Origin of the sequence: Providencia sp. wls1922 (assembly GCF_009706505.1) — a bacterium.
In the GTDB taxonomy this organism is placed as follows: domain Bacteria; phylum Pseudomonadota; class Gammaproteobacteria; order Enterobacterales; family Enterobacteriaceae; genus Providencia; species Providencia lanzhouensis.
On sequence record NZ_WLUG01000108.1, the window covers coordinates 143,835 to 161,959 of the forward strand.

General features: G+C 42.2%; 16 protein-coding genes. 8 read left to right on the forward strand and 8 right to left on the reverse strand.

Features of this window, described 5'->3' with window-relative positions; all coding sequences use genetic code 11:
• Position 1 precedes the first annotated feature (1 nt).
• Positions 2 to 1,198 carry a fimbrial protein gene (locus tag GKR71_RS15825; protein ID WP_154599862.1) on the forward strand — a complete coding sequence of 399 codons (1,197 nt, stop codon included), beginning with the start codon at positions 2 to 4 and terminating at the stop codon, positions 1,196 to 1,198.
• Between the two features lie 180 nt (positions 1,199 to 1,378).
• Here GKR71_RS15825 and GKR71_RS15830 read toward each other — a convergent pair whose 3' ends face one another.
• From GKR71_RS15830 to proP, 3 genes are all read right to left on the reverse strand, one after another.
• Entirely contained in the window at positions 1,379 to 1,690 is a 312-nt protein-coding gene (locus GKR71_RS15830; RefSeq protein ID WP_154599863.1) for a hypothetical protein, read from the reverse strand.
• Between the two features lie 414 nt (positions 1,691 to 2,104).
• Complete coding sequence (gene phrB, locus GKR71_RS15835; RefSeq protein ID WP_154609434.1) at positions 2,105 to 3,541, reverse strand: deoxyribodipyrimidine photo-lyase; 1,437 nt, start codon at positions 3,539 to 3,541, stop codon at positions 2,105 to 2,107.
• 25 nt (positions 3,542 to 3,566) lie between these two features.
• Positions 3,567 to 5,069 (reverse strand): glycine betaine/L-proline transporter ProP, encoded by a 1,503-nt coding sequence (gene proP / locus GKR71_RS15840; protein ID WP_108478692.1) that lies wholly within the window; start codon positions 5,067 to 5,069, stop codon positions 3,567 to 3,569.
• Between the two features lie 369 nt (positions 5,070 to 5,438).
• On the opposite strand from proP, the gene GKR71_RS15845 reads away from it, so the two are divergent.
• Complete coding sequence (locus tag GKR71_RS15845) at positions 5,439 to 6,407, forward strand: 3-oxoacyl-ACP synthase III family protein (RefSeq protein WP_036948404.1); 969 nt, start codon at positions 5,439 to 5,441, stop codon at positions 6,405 to 6,407.
• Between the two features lie 300 nt (positions 6,408 to 6,707).
• A complete protein-coding gene (gene poxB / locus GKR71_RS15850) occupies positions 6,708 to 8,432 on the forward strand; it encodes a ubiquinone-dependent pyruvate dehydrogenase (protein ID WP_036948406.1) in 1,725 nt (574 codons plus the stop codon).
• 81 nt (positions 8,433 to 8,513) lie between these two features.
• On the opposite strand, the gene GKR71_RS15855 is transcribed toward poxB, so the two are convergent.
• The gene (locus tag GKR71_RS15855) at positions 8,514 to 9,431 is read right to left on the reverse strand and encodes a DNA-3-methyladenine glycosylase family protein (RefSeq protein ID WP_154609435.1); all 918 of its coding nucleotides are present in this window, start codon (positions 9,429 to 9,431) and stop codon (positions 8,514 to 8,516) included.
• A gap of 210 nt (positions 9,432 to 9,641) precedes the next feature.
• Between GKR71_RS15855 and GKR71_RS15860 the strand changes: the two genes are divergently transcribed.
• The 3 genes from GKR71_RS15860 to GKR71_RS15870 are packed head-to-tail and all read left to right on the forward strand — an operon-like array spanning position 9,642 to position 11,071.
• Positions 9,642 to 10,139: a DUF2569 domain-containing protein gene (locus GKR71_RS15860; RefSeq protein ID WP_230085102.1), complete on the forward strand. Its 498-nt coding sequence runs from the start codon at positions 9,642 to 9,644 to the stop codon at positions 10,137 to 10,139.
• A gap of 28 nt (positions 10,140 to 10,167) precedes the next feature.
• Positions 10,168 to 10,527 (forward strand): DUF488 domain-containing protein, encoded by a 360-nt coding sequence (locus GKR71_RS15865; RefSeq protein WP_036948410.1) that lies wholly within the window; start codon positions 10,168 to 10,170, stop codon positions 10,525 to 10,527.
• Between the two features lie 13 nt (positions 10,528 to 10,540).
• Positions 10,541 to 11,071, forward strand: coding sequence for a DUF2569 family protein (locus tag GKR71_RS15870; protein WP_036948413.1), 531 nt, complete (start codon positions 10,541 to 10,543; stop codon positions 11,069 to 11,071).
• 48 nt (positions 11,072 to 11,119) lie between these two features.
• Here the strand turns inward: GKR71_RS15870 and GKR71_RS15875 are convergent, their stop codons facing one another.
• Complete coding sequence (locus GKR71_RS15875) at positions 11,120 to 12,703, reverse strand: ATP-binding cassette domain-containing protein (protein ID WP_154634545.1); 1,584 nt, start codon at positions 12,701 to 12,703, stop codon at positions 11,120 to 11,122.
• A 347-nt stretch (positions 12,704 to 13,050) separates the two neighbouring features.
• Here GKR71_RS15875 and GKR71_RS15880 point away from each other — a divergent pair, with 347 nt between their 5' ends.
• Positions 13,051 to 13,359, forward strand: coding sequence for a helix-turn-helix transcriptional regulator (locus GKR71_RS15880; RefSeq protein ID WP_036948418.1), 309 nt, complete (start codon positions 13,051 to 13,053; stop codon positions 13,357 to 13,359).
• Between the two features lies 1 nt (position 13,360).
• Positions 13,361 to 14,623 carry a type II toxin-antitoxin system HipA family toxin gene (locus GKR71_RS15885; protein ID WP_108478698.1) on the forward strand — a complete coding sequence of 421 codons (1,263 nt, stop codon included), beginning with the start codon at positions 13,361 to 13,363 and terminating at the stop codon, positions 14,621 to 14,623.
• A gap of 96 nt (positions 14,624 to 14,719) precedes the next feature.
• Here the strand turns inward: GKR71_RS15885 and glpD are convergent, their stop codons facing one another.
• The 3 genes from glpD to glpG form a co-directional block, all read right to left on the reverse strand.
• A complete protein-coding gene (gene glpD, locus GKR71_RS15890; protein ID WP_036948421.1) occupies positions 14,720 to 16,222 on the reverse strand; it encodes a glycerol-3-phosphate dehydrogenase in 1,503 nt (500 codons plus the stop codon).
• Between the two features lie 258 nt (positions 16,223 to 16,480).
• A complete protein-coding gene (locus GKR71_RS15895) occupies positions 16,481 to 17,239 on the reverse strand; it encodes a DeoR/GlpR family transcriptional regulator (protein WP_036948423.1) in 759 nt (252 codons plus the stop codon).
• A 27-nt stretch (positions 17,240 to 17,266) separates the two neighbouring features.
• Entirely contained in the window at positions 17,267 to 18,112 is an 846-nt protein-coding gene (gene glpG, locus GKR71_RS15900; protein ID WP_154599868.1) for a rhomboid family intramembrane serine protease GlpG, read from the reverse strand.
• Positions 18,113 to 18,125 lie beyond the last annotated feature (13 nt).

The window sequence follows — 18,125 nt, forward strand, 5'->3', positions numbered from 1 at the left end:
CATGTTGATTAATGAAAAAGTGAAATTAATTATGTGTGCAAGCCTAATGTTTACATCTTTCTTGGCTAATGCAATTTGCAGTATAGTAACACCTTTAAATACAGGTGGATTTATTCAAATAGGAACGTCAAACCCAATTACGATTTCTGGATTGCAGTTTCAACCAGCAGGAACGCAATTAAGTCAGGACTATATTTCTGGCGCACAAATGGCAGAAGTATATGGAATCACCGCAGAGACGGTAATATTTCGCTGTGCATTATCAGATGCATCTCAAATTTTTGAAGGTTATTATGTCTTTAGAGCATATGATGAACATTTAACGCCTGCTCAAACCATAGGTGGGATACCGTACTGGGCAATGTGGATTACTGGTGCCAATAACACCCCTATTTCAGGTGTTAACTTTGAATTTTTTTTAGGGAATGGAGTTAGTGCAGGCACTGCATTTAACAATCAGCCGAATAGGACAAAAAGAATTGGGTACGATATTGATCCAAAAAACTCAAATTATATTTTGATAAAAGGGAAGCATTTTTCTGGAGTGACTAACAGACAGGTTCGTTCTAATGTAGCTGTAACGGCCAGCGGTTTTAATCCGGTAATTCCCCCGTATGTAAGAGGGTTTGTTTATTTTAAAGGTCCTGGCATTAACGAGCAAATAGCAGGGAATCTTGGATTTGGTGCCCCTGAAGTATTTTCATTCTTCACAGTAGGATTGCGCGGGACGAGTACAACCGCAGTAAATTCATGCTACATAGAAAAAAATGATACAAATGTACAACTGGGCTCTCATTCTGCTAACGCTTTACCGTCAACGCCAGTTAATTTTTCTGTTACGGTAAAATGCGATGCTGGTTCAACAGGTATATATTATGGTTTTGCACCTGGAATAGAGAATATAAGCAAAAACGTAACGGATGTATTGCTACTTGACTCTAATATGGGGTCTACAGCAAAAGGGGTTGCTATTGAAATTCTTAATTCAAATAACACTAAAATACCACTTTTGAATCTCGCGGCTACAGGAGGTGTTATTTCAAATACAAATAACTGGCAATCATTATCAATACCATCATCAGGAGCAGCGTCCTCAGTCAATGTTGCATTTTCTGCTCGAATTGTTCGATATGGCAGCGAAGCTGTTGTGCCTGGTATTGTACGTAGTAAAGCAACCTTTATGCTAAACAAACACTAATATTTTTAATGCTCTGAATAATTTGAGATTTAGCTAGGTGATAAACTCGTCTAGCTAGCAACTTTGCGACTTAATATATAATAAATACATCCATATAAAATATCATATAAGTATATGGATTAATCCTATAAAATAGATGATTCGGGATATTAAATAAACATCCCGAACATAAATGAATAGTTAATTATAATTTATATTTAAAGTTGGTTTATTGTTGAACTGGCTATATTTCATTTTTAAGAGATTAGAGCTAAGTGTTTTCGCATTTTTCAGCGAACTTGTTTTAGCTAAATTCTGACCATTTCGGTAACATATAAGATCAATCTTTTCGCTATTGCTAATTCTCACGTTACATAGAGGTTCATAGATAGCGCCAGTTATAGTGATAGTGCCACCGCTAGCGGAATTAGCTGCATTAGAAATAGCATAAGCAAACGAAAAACTAGAGATTAGTACCGTAATAACGGTTGCAATTAAGGATAAGTATTTCATGACGGATCTCCTAACTGAGCTAGTTTTATACTTGCCAACTTTCAAGCTGCAGCGACATTTATCACGTAATAGAGGCAATATTTATTTATGCAATTAGCAGTGCTTTGATATCCAGTATGGTTTATTCGCTTGTCGTACTTTGGTATCTCGAGTATTGAGAGTTAATTCAAATACAAGCAAGTTGGCTGTATTGGCTTTCACTTTTAAGTTTAGTCTAAATACGAGTAATTAATATAATCTAAGCTGAAAAATATTTATTATCGCCGTGGTTATAGTAACTAGACGTTACTTTTGGGATGGGTGATATAAAATTTTTATTGTCAAAATTATTTATATCGGTAATGGCGTCGGGTTATAGACGGGTTTTGCAAGAATTCAACGATAAGGGATTGGTTTAAGTTAAATCAATAAAATTTATTCTATTTTTATGCTGTCCCGCTTCCCCGCCTCAAACGCTTCTAACGTCATCAACCTTGCCTGCTTATGGTCAACAATCGGGGTTGGGTAGCTCAGAGAAACTTGGTGAGATTCAGCCCATGTATGGGGTTCGTGAATAAACTTCTCGGGAACATCGCGAAGTTCGGGGAGCCACTCGCGGATAAACGTCCCTTGTGGGTCGAATTTTTTCCCCTGAGTGGTTGGGTTAAAAATACGGAACCACGGTGAGGCATCAACACCCGTTGACGCTGACCATTGCCAGCCGCCATTATTCGCCGCCAAAGTGCCATCAATTAACTGGCTCATAAAGTAGTGTTCCCCTTTGCGCCAATCGACCAGCAAATCCTTGACTAAAAAACTCGCTACAATCATCCGTAGTCGATTATGCATCCAGCCTGTTTGATTGAGTTGGCGCATGGCGGCATCTACTATCGGGTAGCCTGTTTGCCCGTTTTTCCATGCCGAAAATACAGCATCATCGGGGTTCCATTGAATATGCTGCGTCCATTCAATAAACGGTTGGTGACGACAAAGGCGCGGAAAAGCGACCAATAGATGACTATAAAATTCTCGCCAAATTAATTCATTTAGCCAGCTAAAACCGCCACTTTCTTGGGAGTCAAAAACCTGCGGGTTCTCTGCCAATAAGCGATTCACACATTGGCGAGGCGAAAGCACTCCAAGGGCTAAATAGGGGGATAATTGGCTAGTACCATCAATGGCGGGAATATCTCGGTTGCGTTGGTAATCTTGTACGCGCTCGCTGCAAAACTGCCGTAACTTTGCTAATGCAGCTTGTTCTCCGGCAATAAATTGCGGTGAAATTTCAACGGATTGGTGAGCAAAAAGTGGAAGTGTATTTTCAACGGCTAATGCCGCTTCCCGTGGTTTGGGGGCGGGAAACGAGCGAAAATCACTCATCATCAATTGGCTCAAAAAGGCGCGGCGAAACGGGGTATAGACTTGGTACATATCCCCTTTTTGCGTCGTCACTAAACCTGGCGTAAGTAATAGCGCATCATCATAGGTGAAAATATTCAGATGTTGCGCCTGCTGGCGTAACTGTTCATCTCGCAAGCGTTCATTTAACTCGTACTGGTGATTGAAATATAACCCTGTGGCATTTTGCTGTTGGGCAAAATCCAGCAACCATTTCACGGAATCCGCAAAGGTCGCAGTGGTATGGCAAATCAGGGGAATACCTCGTTTCGCTAAAGCGTGTTGTAGCTCCACCAGGTTTTGATGCAAAAAGGCAATTTGCCTTGGTGATACGTTGTGAGTTGCCCACTGTTCTGGCGTCGCAATATAGACGCCAATCACAGTGGCAGTAGGATCCTCACAAGCAAAGGTAAGCGCTTTATTATCGGTGACTCGTAGATCGTTGCGAAACCAAACTAAGTGACAAGCCGACATCGCTTTCCTCGCTATTTTTTAAGGGTTAATCTAATTTTGGGTGCTGGTTGATTAGCGATTGACGCTGTTTTTCCAGCTCAGCAATTTGTTGTTCGATATCTTCAACTTTCTGTTCGATATTGTCAAAATGCTCACTCAAAATTTCTTTTGCTTCCGCTTTATCTGAGGCTGCAGGCGTTGCACCACGTAGTGGTTTATTAGCTGTTTCTGGCATTCTAATACCGGTATACAGACCAATCAATGCAATGACTATCAGATAATATGCAGGCATATACAAGTCATTAGTCGCTTCAACTAACCATGCCGCCGCTGTTGGTGTTGCACCCGCAATTAATACCGAAATATTAAAAGCGATGGCTAATGCGCTATAACGAATATGGGTAGGGAAAATAGCCGGTAAAATCGATGCCATCACCCCTGTAAAGCAGTTGAGTAATACCGCAAGAATCAACAATCCGACAAAAATTAAGCCAACAGAACCGCTATTAATCATCATAAATGCGGGGTAAGCCAACACAATTAACCCCACGCTGCCCATGATAACGAAAGGTCGGCGACCAATTTTGTCACTGGCTAAACCAATGATTGGCTGTACAAACAGCATACCAATCATAATGGCGATAATAATCAACACACCGTGGTCGGTTGAGTAGTTCAAATTATGGGATAAATAGCTCGGCATATAGGTCAGCAGCATATAGTACGTCACGTTAGTGGCGATAACTAAGCCGACACAAATCATCAAGCTTTTCCAATACTTAGATGCAACTTCACGGAAAGAGACTTTCGGTGGATTCTGGATATTGGCTTTGTCTTGCTGCTCTAAACTTTCAATATGTTGCTGGAATGCAGGGGTTTCTTCCAATGAATGACGTAAATAGAGACCGATAATACCTAGCGGTAAGGCTAAGAAGAACGGAATTCTCCATCCCCAATCGTGGAAGTTAGCTTCACCGACAAGGCTTGAAATCAGCACGACGACACCCGCACCCATCACAAAACCTGCGATAGAACCGAAGTCTAACCAGCTGCCCATAAAGCCACGTTTACGGTCTGGGGAATACTCAGCAACAAAGATAGCAGCACCAGAGTATTCACCACCCACGGAGAAACCTTGAGCCAGTTTAGCGAGCAGTAATAAGATAGGCGCCCAAATACCAATTCTCTCGTATGATGGGATCAGACCGATACAGAAGGTACTGATTGCCATAATAATAATGGTCATGGACAACACTTTTTGTCGGCCGTATTTATCCCCGAGAATACCGAAGACAACGCCCCCAAGGGGTCTAACCAAGAAAGGCACGGAGAAAGTGGCTAACGCCGCAATCATCTGAACGCTCGGTGATGCGTCCGGAAAGAAGACTTGACCCAGTACATAGGCTAAGAAGCCGTAAACACCGAAGTCGAACCATTCCATCGCATTACCCAGCGAAGCCGCTGTGATTGCTTTTTTCAATTTTCCATCATCAATAATTGTAATGTCGTTGATATTTAATGGTTTTTCTTTTTTCTTTCTGATCTTCATGGAACCATCCTCTTATTTGAATTTTAAGATGTGGGTTTCCCGATCCGATTTGCTCGGACAATCTGCAAATAATGAAAATTAGTATGGATAATTAAATGCAGTATCTAAACTAATTGAATGGAAATTTATTGATTAATAAACTTGTTGAATAAGCTATATCAAGTTTTTATAACGAAGTGTATTGATAGGGAAATACTGATTTATTGTGTTTTTAAAATAAAGCAAAAATGTCACCTTTAGATAGTCAAATATGATCCAATAATACAATAATATCGACAAAATGTAAAATGCGGTGGTTTGTGTCGATTGTTTTTTATTAATTGGTGGGTTATACCATGTGGGTAAACTAATACAGATAAGGGAAATGCAATGAATGAGGCAATAAAAATTTCATCTATTCATATCTACCATCCTGAAAATATTAGGAATAACCAATATTATTTTGATAAGTATCCAAATGTCAAAAATTTACCGGAATTATTGAATGATTTTGGGCAGAAGCAGCGATATATCACGATCCAGCCTGATGAAAATGCGTTGACGATGTCGATTAATGCATTAGCCCCAATTAGTGATAAAGATATCGATGTTTTGATATTTGCCTCAACGACGATGGAATATTTGTCACCACTTAATGCCCTATATTTACATCATCATTTAGCCTTAAAAAATGAGTGTGTATGTATTGATATTAACGGTAATTGCCTCGGAATGTTAATGGCGTTAGAGCAGGCTGCGATCATACTAAAGATGAAAAAAACAGCTAAAAAAGCCCTTATTGTTGCCTCGGACCATCTTTCAAATCTATGTAATCAAAATGAGCTATTCCCATCAGTTCTCTTTGGGGATGCAGCAGTTGCTATGACATTAGAAAAAGTACAAAACGGGACAAGCTCTGGTTTGATGGATAGCTTTTATTATACGGATTCGAGTTTTTGCCGGGAGACTCGTTTTCCTAAGCATGGTTTTTCACAGAGCCAAAATATGCAAGATGAGAAAATTTACTGGGGTAAATTTACAACAAAAGAGTGTTTGCCTCATGCTATTTATCACATTGACAAATTATTAAAAAATAATGGGTTAACTATTGATGATATAAGTTGTTTTTTCTTTTCTCAGGTAATGAAAAGCAATATTTCAGAATTGGCAGAAGCATTAAATATTCCTAATAAAAAAATAGAATATATTGCGGATGAATATGGTTATACAGGGGCAACCAGCCCATTTATTGCTTATTATTGCCACCAGAAAAAGAATTTACTCCGTGATGAAGATATTGTCTTATTTTGGACGTTAGGTGCAGGTTATCAATTTGGAATCGTTCTTTGGAAAATATAAAGATATTTATGACTTTCGATGCGCGCAAAATAAACGGGATTTTGCTGGGTTGTTCATAACTGAAACTAACCCTCTTTTTACGACCTTAAATTTGTCCTGTTATCTCATTCTTCTTTCGATATTCGCGGATGAATATCTTGTTCTGTTTTTGAATGTGCTGCATTGGTAGGAATGGGGAATCGATTTAGTTAGAATCAAATACATATTATTAAGCGTATTTGAAAATTAGCACCTCTTGTTAAATATGTCATTGTTAACAAGAATACATTGAATTTAATCCGACTTAAAAAGAGTGCCATTATGAAAAAACAGAGTATTGCATCCTATATTGCGAAAGTACTGGATAACGCAGGTGTTAAGCGCATCTGGGGAGTCACTGGGGACTCATTAAACGGTTTAACGGATAGTTTACGTAAGCAAGGGGCTATTGAGTGGTTAGGCACCCGTCATGAAGAAGTGGCTGCATTTGCCGCGGGCGCAGAAGCGCAACTAACGGGTGAGCTAGCGGTGTGCGCGGGGTCTTGTGGACCCGGTAACATGCACTTAATCAACGGGTTGTATGATTGCCATCGTAACCGTGTACCTGTATTAGCCATTGCTGCACATATCCCATCGAGTGAAATCGGTAGTAATTACTTCCAAGAAACCCACCCAACAGAACTGTTCCGTGAATGTAGCCACTATTGTGAAATGGTAACTAACCCTGAGCAAATTCAACAAGTTCTGGGTATTGCGATGCGTAAAGCGATCCTGAATAAAGGCGTTTCCGTTGTCGTTATACCGGGTGATATCGCCCTGAAAGATGCACCAGAATCGGCGAAAGAAGAGTGGTATCAGCCACAAGCACCTTTGATCATGCCTCAGCGCCCTGAAATTGAAAAACTAGCAGAAGCATTGAATCAGTCAGAAAATATCACATTGTTCTGCGGTAATGGTTGTGCTGGCGCTCATGATGAAGTGGTGAAACTAGCAGAAACCTTGAATGCACCAGTGGTACATGCGCTGCGTGGTAAAGAGCATATTGAGTGGGATAACCCAAATAGCGTGGGCATGACGGGGTTAATCGGTTTCTCATCTGGCTACCACGCGATGATGAATGCGGATACCGTTGTATTGCTAGGCACCCAATTCCCGTATCGTCCGTTCTACCCAACTGATGCGAAAATTATTCAGATTGACCTGAATGCCGGAAGCTTAGGCTCCCATTGTCATATTGATATGGGGCTAATCGGGGATATTAAGGCGACATTGACTGCCTTACAGCCACATTTAACGGCGAAACAGAACCGCAAACATTTGGATGGCGCACTGAAGCACTATGCCGAGGCGCGTAAAGGGTTGGATGATTTGGCTAAGCCGGGTCATGAAGGGTTGATCCATCCACAATATTTAGCTACCAAATTGAGCGAGTTGGCGAACGACGACACTATCTTTACCTGCGATGTGGGCACACCAACGGTGTGGGCTGCGCGTTACTTAAAAATGAATGGTAAACGTCGTCTGATCGGTTCGTTTAACCACGGCTCGATGGCCAACGCAATGCCGCAAGCGATTGGTGCGCAAGCTGTTGATAAAAATCGCCAAGTGGTTGCGATGTGTGGTGATGGCGGTTTCAGTATGTTGATGGGTGACTTTATTTCACTGTCGCAGATGAAATTACCAGTAAAAATCATCATTCATAACAACGGTGTGTTGGGCTTTGTGGCGATGGAAATGAAGGTTGCAGGCTTTATGACTGCGGGCACCGATTTACAGAATCCAAACTTTGCTGCGATTGCCAATGCGGCAGGTATCAAAGGCATTCGCGTTGAGAAAAGTGAAGATCTGGACGGTGCGCTGAAAGAAGCTTTTGCCCATGATGGTCCAGTTGTTGTGGATGTATTGACGGCGAAGCAAGAGCTTTCAATGCCTCCGGAAATTGAAGCGCAAGAAGCCAAAGGCTTTAGCTTATATATGTTGAAGGCGATTATGAGCGGTCGTGGTGATGAGGTGGTGCAATTGGTGAAAACCAACTGGTTGCGTTAATTGTTATCTAATCGAGTAGCACCCTAAAATTAGTATCATAAATAAATCCCCAATTCGGTGTACTGGATTGGGGATTTTTGTTTAATAACCCGCAGCAGATTGGCTGCGCCAAAGGTGGGCTGCAACCAGTGCTCGCCACGGTGCAAATTGGGCTAGCCATTGCTGGGTTTCTTTCGCGGATGGTTGCGCATCTTGAACTAATAAAGTTTGTAGATTGCGCCGCACGGCAACATCCCCATGCAGGGAGCCATCTAGGTAATTAAATCCCCGCAGGAGACCATAGCTGACAGTCCAAGGCCCAATGCCTTTGATGGCTAGCAATTTTTCGGTGACATCATGGACATTTTCGGGGGTAACGGCGTTGTCTAAGTCTAATTCACCCGCTTGAATAGCGTTACAAAGCCCGCGTAAGGCGATGATTTTTCCAAGAGAAAACCCCGCTTGTCGTAAAATTTCATCGTCCACATTGATGACTGAGGTAACGGTAGGAAAGCACCAAATTCCTGATGAGTGCTGTTGCCCAACAGCTTGAATAAAACGTCGGCGGATGGCGATGGCGGCAAGAACACTAATTTGTTGACCGATAATGGCCCATACGAGCGCTTCAAACGTGGTGGCGGATTGATATACTCGCACACCTCGCTGTGGCGCAATCAGTTTACCGAGTATTGGGTGGGTAAGGTATTTTTCTTCAAATTGCTCAACGGGTTGATTCAATCCGAGTAAATGAATCGCAAGTGTGTGTAGCTCATTTAAGGAAGGCGAGGTTTCTGCATTATCAACATCAAGCTGCAATATTGCTTGTTTATTGTCAGTGGCTTGGTCGTTAATGGATAGGCGAATTTGCGCAGCACGTTCCTGCCAGATAATCCCTTTGCGCAAGGTGTTTTTTTCAACAATCTCAGCGATATTTTGCGGATCTCGCAAGTGAAAAGCAAAAAAATCATCAATACGATAATAAGGTGGCAGTGATATAGAAACAGATTGTGTTGATGCCATAGTTCGTCTTCTTCTGATTTATGCTCATTTTTGGTTAAATTTTGACAAAAAACGTCAAACGCTACATTTTTAGCCGTTAGAGTATGTTAGCTTAGCAAAAAGGTGACTCAGATAATCATGTGCTAATTTAGCTTGCTCATATCTATTCAGCAAATTCTTGCGCAAATCGATGAGCAGATTAACTGCATAAATTAAATCAAGGATGTGAAGGTGAACGCAGTAAATAATGAAATGCCTCCTGTACCAAAACCTAAGCCTGAATTAAATGGTATCGGTGGATGGTTGATTCTCCCATTACTTGGGGTGATTTTTTCGGCACTATTTATGCCGTTTAGACTTTGGCATCATAATCAAGAAGTGATTGAATATTGGAGTGAATTGACGTCACCGGGTTCAGACTATTTCATTCCGCTATTCAAAGAAGTGATATATTTTGAAATGGTTGGTAACGCGATTATTTACGGTACAGTCTTGTATCTTTGTTATCTCTTTTTCACTAAGAAAAAATTAATTATTAAGGTGTATGCCTTTTTTCAAATTTTTTCATTGGCTGTGATGGTTTTTGATTTGGTGCTTGCCAATCAATTGTTAGACCTCGAAATAGATTCCAATGATATTCGTGAATTGATACGAGGATTATTTGGTTGTTTCGTTTGGGTGCCTTACTTTTTTGTCTCTGTGCGTGTTCGCAATACTTTTATTAATTAGTGAACCCCAATGACCGTGGAGCCTGCTAATGATTTACTGTAAACGAGTCTATGACCCTTGTAGTCCTCAGGATGGCTATCGCATCTTGGTGGATAGGCTGTGGCCTCGAGGGATCAAAAAGGTGGATTTGCAGTGTGATGAATGGAACAAAGCGGTTGCGCCCTCCAATGAATTGCGCAAATGGTTTCATCAACATACTGACCAGTTTGAGCAGTTTGTGACGAAATATCAGCAAGAACTTCAGCAAAATGATGAATGGTGTGCTGTATTTACGAAGGCGCAACAAGGAGATATCACGTTGTTATATAGCGCGAAAGATACGCAACATAATCAGGCGTTGGTTCTGAAAGCATTTATCGAAGAAAAACTCAAAGAGCGTAAAGAATAAAAAGGTTATTACTATGGATGTGAATTTATCATCTAATCCCGAATCATTGCCCGCGGCTCAAATACCTGCGCAGAGTCATACTAAACCTCAAAAATTCTTCCAAGGGATTGGAGGCTGGCTGATTTTACCTCTGTTAGGTCAACTGTATATGCTGGGTAATTTGGTCAAAATGATGGTGAATGATATTTCTGAGGTTCAAGGTGCTTGGTCGTTGGCAACGAATCCAGCATCGGACTTTTATATGTCAGGGTTTGCCTCTGGTTTTTATACTGTACAGTTCAGCCTTGGGGTAATTATCGCATTAATGGTGGGGTCGTTAATTGCGGTGGTTAAAAAGAAAGCTATGGTTAAGTGGTTGTTTATCATTACGATGATGCTCTATGTCGTGGTAATTGGTGCCTCGCGCATCGCTTTTCCTGTCGCGTTTCACCTCGAAATCGACTATAGCTACATTACTAGTTTTTTTAATGGCAGTTTTTATTGCTTGATTTGGGTTCCTTATTTTCTGGTTTCTGCCCGCGTTAAAAATACCTTTGTGAATTAAAGAAAGGGCTGCGAAGCACAGCCCGCACAGTTAACTATCTAACCTTTATTAACCACCTAGTTGTAAATCATGGGTAATATTGCACTGTTCCACGAATGTTTCATCGTGAGAAACCAATAATAGTGTCCCTTGGTAATCCCGTAATAGCCCTTCCAATAGCTGTTTTGAATCTAAATCTAAGTGATTGTCTGGCTCATCGAGCAGTAAAACAGCGGGAGGATAAGGGCTATGCGTCAGAGCTAGGAGCGTCGCTTTGAGCTGCTCACCACCACTGAGTTGGCACAACGGCAGTAACGATTTATCCCCTCGAATACGCAACATACCTAATTGAGTTCTCCAGTGCTCTACGGAAATTGCTGGTTGATATTGATAGAGAGCTTCGGCAACTGGTAATGATTTATCCAAAAGATTCAGATGTTGGTCTAAATAGCAAAAAGCACCGCTAATGCGGGATTCCCCAGAAAGTGCCTGCAACTTATTTGCCAACACTTTCAATAAGGTGGATTTCCCCGAGCCATTGCGTCCTTGAATATGCCAATGCTCACCGCTATAGGCAGTGAACGAGAGTGGCGCAATTTGCCCATAAGGTAGCTTTAATTGGGAGACAAAAATGCGCATTTTCCCACCTTCGCTTTGGTAATTGAGTACCATTTTTTGAGGTTGAATATGGCTGACTTTGTCTTGATTTTGCTGATGTTGATGTTGTAATTCGCCTAATACTCGCTGGTGACGCTCTGCCACATTGGATTGTCTTTTTTCGGCTCTGTTTTTCTGCATATCGAGCAACAGTAAGGATTGAGAACCGCCATAGCGAATATTTTCGCCTTGCTTACGTCGTTGAGCGGCTTTTTGTAGGTTGGCTTGCTGCTGTTTTTTCTCTTGGCGAATTTGTTTTTCGAGTTGTTCGCCTTCCGCTTCAATAGCGTTGATAGCAAAGGTTTTCTGCTCATCATACAGGGTGTAATTTCCGCCGTATTCCACTAAGCCTTTATCGGTTAATTCAAAAATTGCGTCCATCTCTTCGAGAAGATGCCGGTTATGGCTGATGACTAAACAGCCGGCTTTGTGCTGACTGAGTTTTTCACTTAGCCATTGGCGTCCTTGTTGGTCAAGATGGTTGTCGGGTTCGTCGAGCAAAAGAAAGTGGTCAGGATGTAAAAATGCACGACATAGCGCTAAGCGAGTGCGTTCACCGCCGCTCAGTTGTTTAATAGCGGCATCCATTGATGCCGTTAGCTGCGCAGACGCTAACAGCGTTTCCCATGTTGCGGGTAGATGCCAATTATCTTCCGTTAGCTCGAAATCGGTCATGGTGCCGCGACCTTGTTCAATGCGCGAAAAAGCTTGCCAAAGTGCATCAATGCCTAGCGCTTGAGCAAGGGTGTCGCCCGTTAAGCGGTTGAGTTGATCCACATGAATTATCGGTAAATGCCAATCAACTTTGCCGTGAGTTGGAGTGAGTTGTCGGGCAAGTAATCGCATTAATACGGATTTTCCACGACCATTGTGACCAATCAGCGCATTTTTTTGGCTAAATAAGCTACCACTCAATGGCGGAAAGAGTGTGGACTGATCGAACTCGATGGTTAATTGTGAAAAATGGCACGCGAGAGCTGGGTTAGCTATTGTCATAGAGACCTCCAAATAGAGGGGCAGACAACGTTACGCTATCTTTCGCACGATCATTTTTCGAAGCATTTTCTTTTAAAAAGCATATTTCGAAAAAGAAGCGATGAAAACTGTGTCTGCCAAGAACAGAAAAATAATGACCTTAAACAAGGCATTGTGGATATTTTCTGGCAGTACTTAGTTCATCGTCGGAAAGGCTCACTTTAAAAGGGGCAAAATTGCGGGTGAATTATAAACAGGATTGCGAGGTGGAAGCAAGCATGGGTTGTATGAAAAGTAAACTTGCAGTAATCGACTTCTAAATCCATAATATTGTGTGTTATTGGTAATATTTTAACTTAAGGCGCAATATGTTGGATTTAAGCTTGAGTAAACCGAGTGAAATTGTCAAAAAACTCTGTGAAAGATTACGTTTAGAGCGACTGACATTAAAAATGACGCAGGCAGATGTCGCGGAACGTGCGGGTGTGAGTGCGAATACAGTTTCAAACCTAGAGGCAGGGAGAAATGTTAGTTTTGAGAACATGATCCGTATTGCGATGGTGCTTGGTCGCAGTAAAGAGCTTGAAGGATTGTTTATGCCAAATTTAAACAGCATTGATGATATTGTTCGTTACGATGAAAGCAAAAACCGTCAGCGCGTGAAAAAGGATAAGTGAAATGCTGAAGCAAGTTGATGTTTATTATAATGGCTGGGGGGAGCATTGGTTATGGGGGTCTTTGATTTCTAGTACCGCAATTACAGGTCGCCCACTTATTGCATTTGAATACTCCGATGCCGCTAAGCGCAGAGGACTTGAACTTTCACCTCTGCTCCTGCCACTGAAAGAGACTCAACTTCGCACTGATTTTCCTGCTCATCAATTAGGTTTACCTGGACCTGTCTATGATTCATTACCTGATGGCTGGGGAATGTTGTTGATGGACAGATTATTTCGACGAAGAGGCCTGAATGTGGCTCGTATCGGTGCATTAGAACGCTTAGTGTATGTTGGGCATAATGCAATTGGGGCAATGTCATTTGAGCCTGTTGCCACGGAGCTTCTTGATGAGCAAATTAATATTCCTCTCGACCAATTAGCGGAAGAAGTACAAGATGTTTTAAATGGTGAAGGCGAGCAGTTTTTACAGCAACTATTGCAAATTGGGGGTTCACCTCAAGGTGCTAGACCAAAAGCGCTTGTTTACCGAGACCCAAAATCGAATATTTTTACCACCGTTGCTGCGCCAAATCTTGAGGCTTGGCTAGTTAAATTCCCTGCAAAACATGAGCATCCTGAAGTTTGCGCTATTGAAATGGTCTATTCGGAATGTTTACGACGTTGCGGTATCCCAACCCCAAACACATTGCTGTTTAATTTAAAAAATGGGCTAGCTGCATTTGCATCTGAACGTTTTGATAGGCAGGGCGGCTTCAAAATTCCTGTTCAAAGTTTAGCGGCTTTGACTGGAGCAGATTATGCAATTCCAGGCAGCATTGATTATCTTAGTTTTCTTCGTGCAACACATAAATGCACGAATGATATTAGAGAGAAAAAATCTGCATTTGAACGTGTGGCCTTTAATGTCATCTTTAATAATCGTGATGACCACCCAAAGAATTTCGCTTACACCCTGTCTCAGTCGGGTCAATGGGCTTTGGCGCCTGCCTATGATGTGACGTTCTGTGAAGGGCCTGGAGGGTATCATCAAATGGATGTGATGGGTGAAGCGCTAAAAATTGGAAAGAGGCATTTGCTAGCATTGGCTGATGATGCGGATATCACTGCGCAAGAAGCTAATGAGACGATATCACGCCTATGCCATGTTGCTCGCAAATTTAGCGATATCGCAAATGAACATTATCCTAATAGAATTACGTCCACGACATTGAAACAGATCCAATCCAGAATTGATGACAACATCAAATTCTTAGAAAGATAATAAAGTAAAAGCGCCAGTCTGTGGGCACAGATAGGCGCTTTTGGTACAACAACGAGTTTTTTACGATTCTATCTTTACTGCGTATCTCTTGCGAGATTATGCTGTCACAGCCACTTTAGTGTGCTCTGCAAGCCATTGTGCAATGTGCTGTTTCTCAGCGTCGTTCAGCCACATGCCCAATTTGGTACGACGCCAAATTGCATCGTCTAATTCTACAACCCACTCATTTTCGACTAAGTAGCGTAATTCAGCTTCATAGACGTTTGCGGCAAATGCTTCACCTAAATCAGACAGTGAGTTTGCACCTGCTAAAATCAACTTACTGTTGCTGCCGTAAGTTCTTGCATAACGCAGTGCTAAGCCTTCTGGGAGCCATGGGTAATGCTGGGTTAATACACGTGCGTAACCATCGCGGTCACAACCTTCGATATCGCCACCCGGTAACTGACCATTTTTAGTCCATGGACCGCTAGCGTTAGGGTAGTACGCCGCTAATTTACCCACAGCTGCTTCAGCCAGTTTACGGTAAGTCGTTAATTTACCACCGAAGACTGACAGTAATGGCGCTTTACCCTCTTCATCGTGAATATCTAAAGTGTAGTCACGAGTGATAGCTTGTGGAGAGTCTGACTCGTCATCACACAGAGGGCGAACACCAGAGTAATCCCACACAATATCTTGTTTAGTCAGCTGTTTTTTGAAGTGGTCGTTATACACTTTCAGCAGATAATTAACTTCGTTTTCGTCAATTTTCACATCTTTTGGATCCCCTTTGTACTCAACATCGGTGGTACCAATAATTGAGAATTCATCCATCCAAGGGATCACAAAGACAATTCGGTTATCTTCGTTTTGTAGGATATATGCTTGTGGTTCATCGTGAGCGCGTGGAACCACGATATGGCTGCCTTTGATCAGACGAATACCATAAGGGGATTTCAGTTTTAAGCCGTCATCGAAGAACTCTTTAACCCAAGGTCCTGTTGCATTGACCAGACCTTTAGCTTTCCAAGTATGAGTTTCGCCAGTACGTAAGTCTTGAGCTTCAACCACCCAAAGACCACCTTCACGGTATGCGCGAGTCACTTTTGTACGAGTGCGCACTTCACCGTTCTTGCGTACTACTTCTTGAGCGTTCAATACTACTAAACGCGCATCATCAACCCAACAATCTGAGTATTCGAAACCTTTGGTTAGTTCAGGTTTTAACACAGAATTCTGGTTGAATTTTAAGCTCTTGCTGCTTGGCAGACTAACGCGTTTACCTAAATGGTCGTACAGGAACAGGCCGATACGGATCATCCAAGCTGGGCGTAAGTGAGGCTGATGAGGTAGACGGAAGCGCATTGGAAATGCGATATGCGGAGCCAGTCGCAATAAGACTTCACGCTCTGCAAGTGCTTCACTCACCAGTCTAAATTCATAATGTTCGAGGTAGCGTAAACCACCGTGGATTAGTTTCGAACTTGCAGATGAAGTTGCACTCGCTAAGTCTTGAGATTCAAGCAGCAGTACAGATAATCCACGCCCAGCAGCATCAGCCGCAATACCAGCGCCGTTGATTCCGCCGCCAATTACAATCAAGTCTTTCGTTTCCATGCATCCCCCTGAGATGTTCGAACCATTTTCTATAATGTTCGTTTTCGCTCATTTGATTGTAATCAAATTTTGTACGTCTGCCAACCTGTAATCCATAAAAATAACAAGCGCGTGATGCTAATAACATTTTGTGTATAAATTTAATCTGTTTAATAAGTTGGCAATATGACAAAGGGATGACAACAGAATGAAAAGAAAGGAAAAAATAAGAATTGATGGTAGGCAAGCTACCATCATTGGGAGGTTAAAGCTAGGGGGTTAGCAGAGCTCTAATTGAACGTTATGCTGTTCGATAACCTTTAGGATACTGGCTGGAGGCGCTTGGGTGGTAAACAAGGTATTGATTAGGTTCATATTGCCTAAATTTACCATCGCATTTCGACCAAATTTGGAGTGGTCGGTAACCAACATGACATGACGAGAATTTTCGATAATCGCGCGCTTGGTGCGCACTTCATGATAATCAAACTCAAGCAATGAGCCGTCCATATCAATCCCGCTGATCCCCAGGATGCCGTAATCCAGCCTAAACTGAGAGATAAAGTCGAGGGTAGCTTCACCGACAATTCCGCCATCGCGAGAACGAACTTCACCGCCTGCAAGGATCAAACGAAAATCCTCTTTTGCCATGAGCAATGTTGCGACGTTCAAGTTGTTGGTCACTACTCGCAGGTTTTTATGATTAACCAATGCGTGAGCAACAGCCTCAGGGGTTGTGCCAATATCAATAAATAGGGTCGCGCCGTCAGGAATTTGGCTTGCCACACGTTGAGCAATACGCGCCTTTTCTTCAGACCACATAGTTTTGCGGTCATTATAGGCGGTATTGACGGAACTCGAAGGCAAGGCTGCGCCACCATGGTGTCGTAGGATTTTATTTTGTTCAGCAAGATCATTGAGGTCTCGGCGAATGGTCTGAGGGCTAACCTCAAACTGTTCGACAAGTTCTTCAGTACTGACATATCCCTGAAGACGCACAAGTTCAACAATTGCATCATGTCTCTGGGTTTGTTTCACAGCATTAGCCTCTAATTATAAAATGTTCTATTTGGAACCTTGGTGTTTAAAACTGAGCCTATTATCCCATATTCCCATCAATAATCCGATAATTAACCCTGAAGTATGTGCGGCATTAGCAATGTCCATACCAAGCAAGTCAAAGTAACCGAAAAATAACCAGATAATTGAGAATACCATGAGCCCGCGAGGGATGCCGATACCAATTTCTGGGCGACGTTCGCCAGTGAGCCAAACATAGCTAACCAGTGCATAAACGACACCCGATAAGCCGCCGAAGTTATTTTCACTGAATAGGGATTGACCCCAGTTACTGAATAATGCGGAGACTAATAAAATGGTGAACAGTTTTCCTGTGCCCATTTTTTTCTCAACTTGCCCGGCAAGAAACCACCAGAGCGCAAGGTTGAAACCGATGTGCGAAATAGAAAAGTGAACGAACGCTGGGCTTATCCAACGCCACAATTCACTTTGCTGATCACCAATAGGCCAACCTAGATAGTATAGAACGACACGGGGATCTGTCAGGGTGACCCAAAGATAGACCGCGATAGACAGCAAAATAACGGCGATAGTTAATGGGCCTGATTGCTGTTTTAAATAACTGAATGTCAGATAGTTTCGATACTGAAATTGGGCATCTGTGCGACCCGTTTGCCAGCTGGCTTCGAGGTAACGAGGATCATTAGGGTTACGCAAAAAGGTTTCTAACTCTTGGCGTACTTGCTCAGTATGCTGCTCATCGGCGAGCCAAAGTTCATAATGTTGTTGGTCGTTGGAAGGATGGAGTTGTAGTTGGATATTTTGTCCAGCCATATAATCGACAAACGCTTGAGCCATCCGTGGGTTTTCAAAAGAGATAATGTGGATCATAAATACGTTGTCT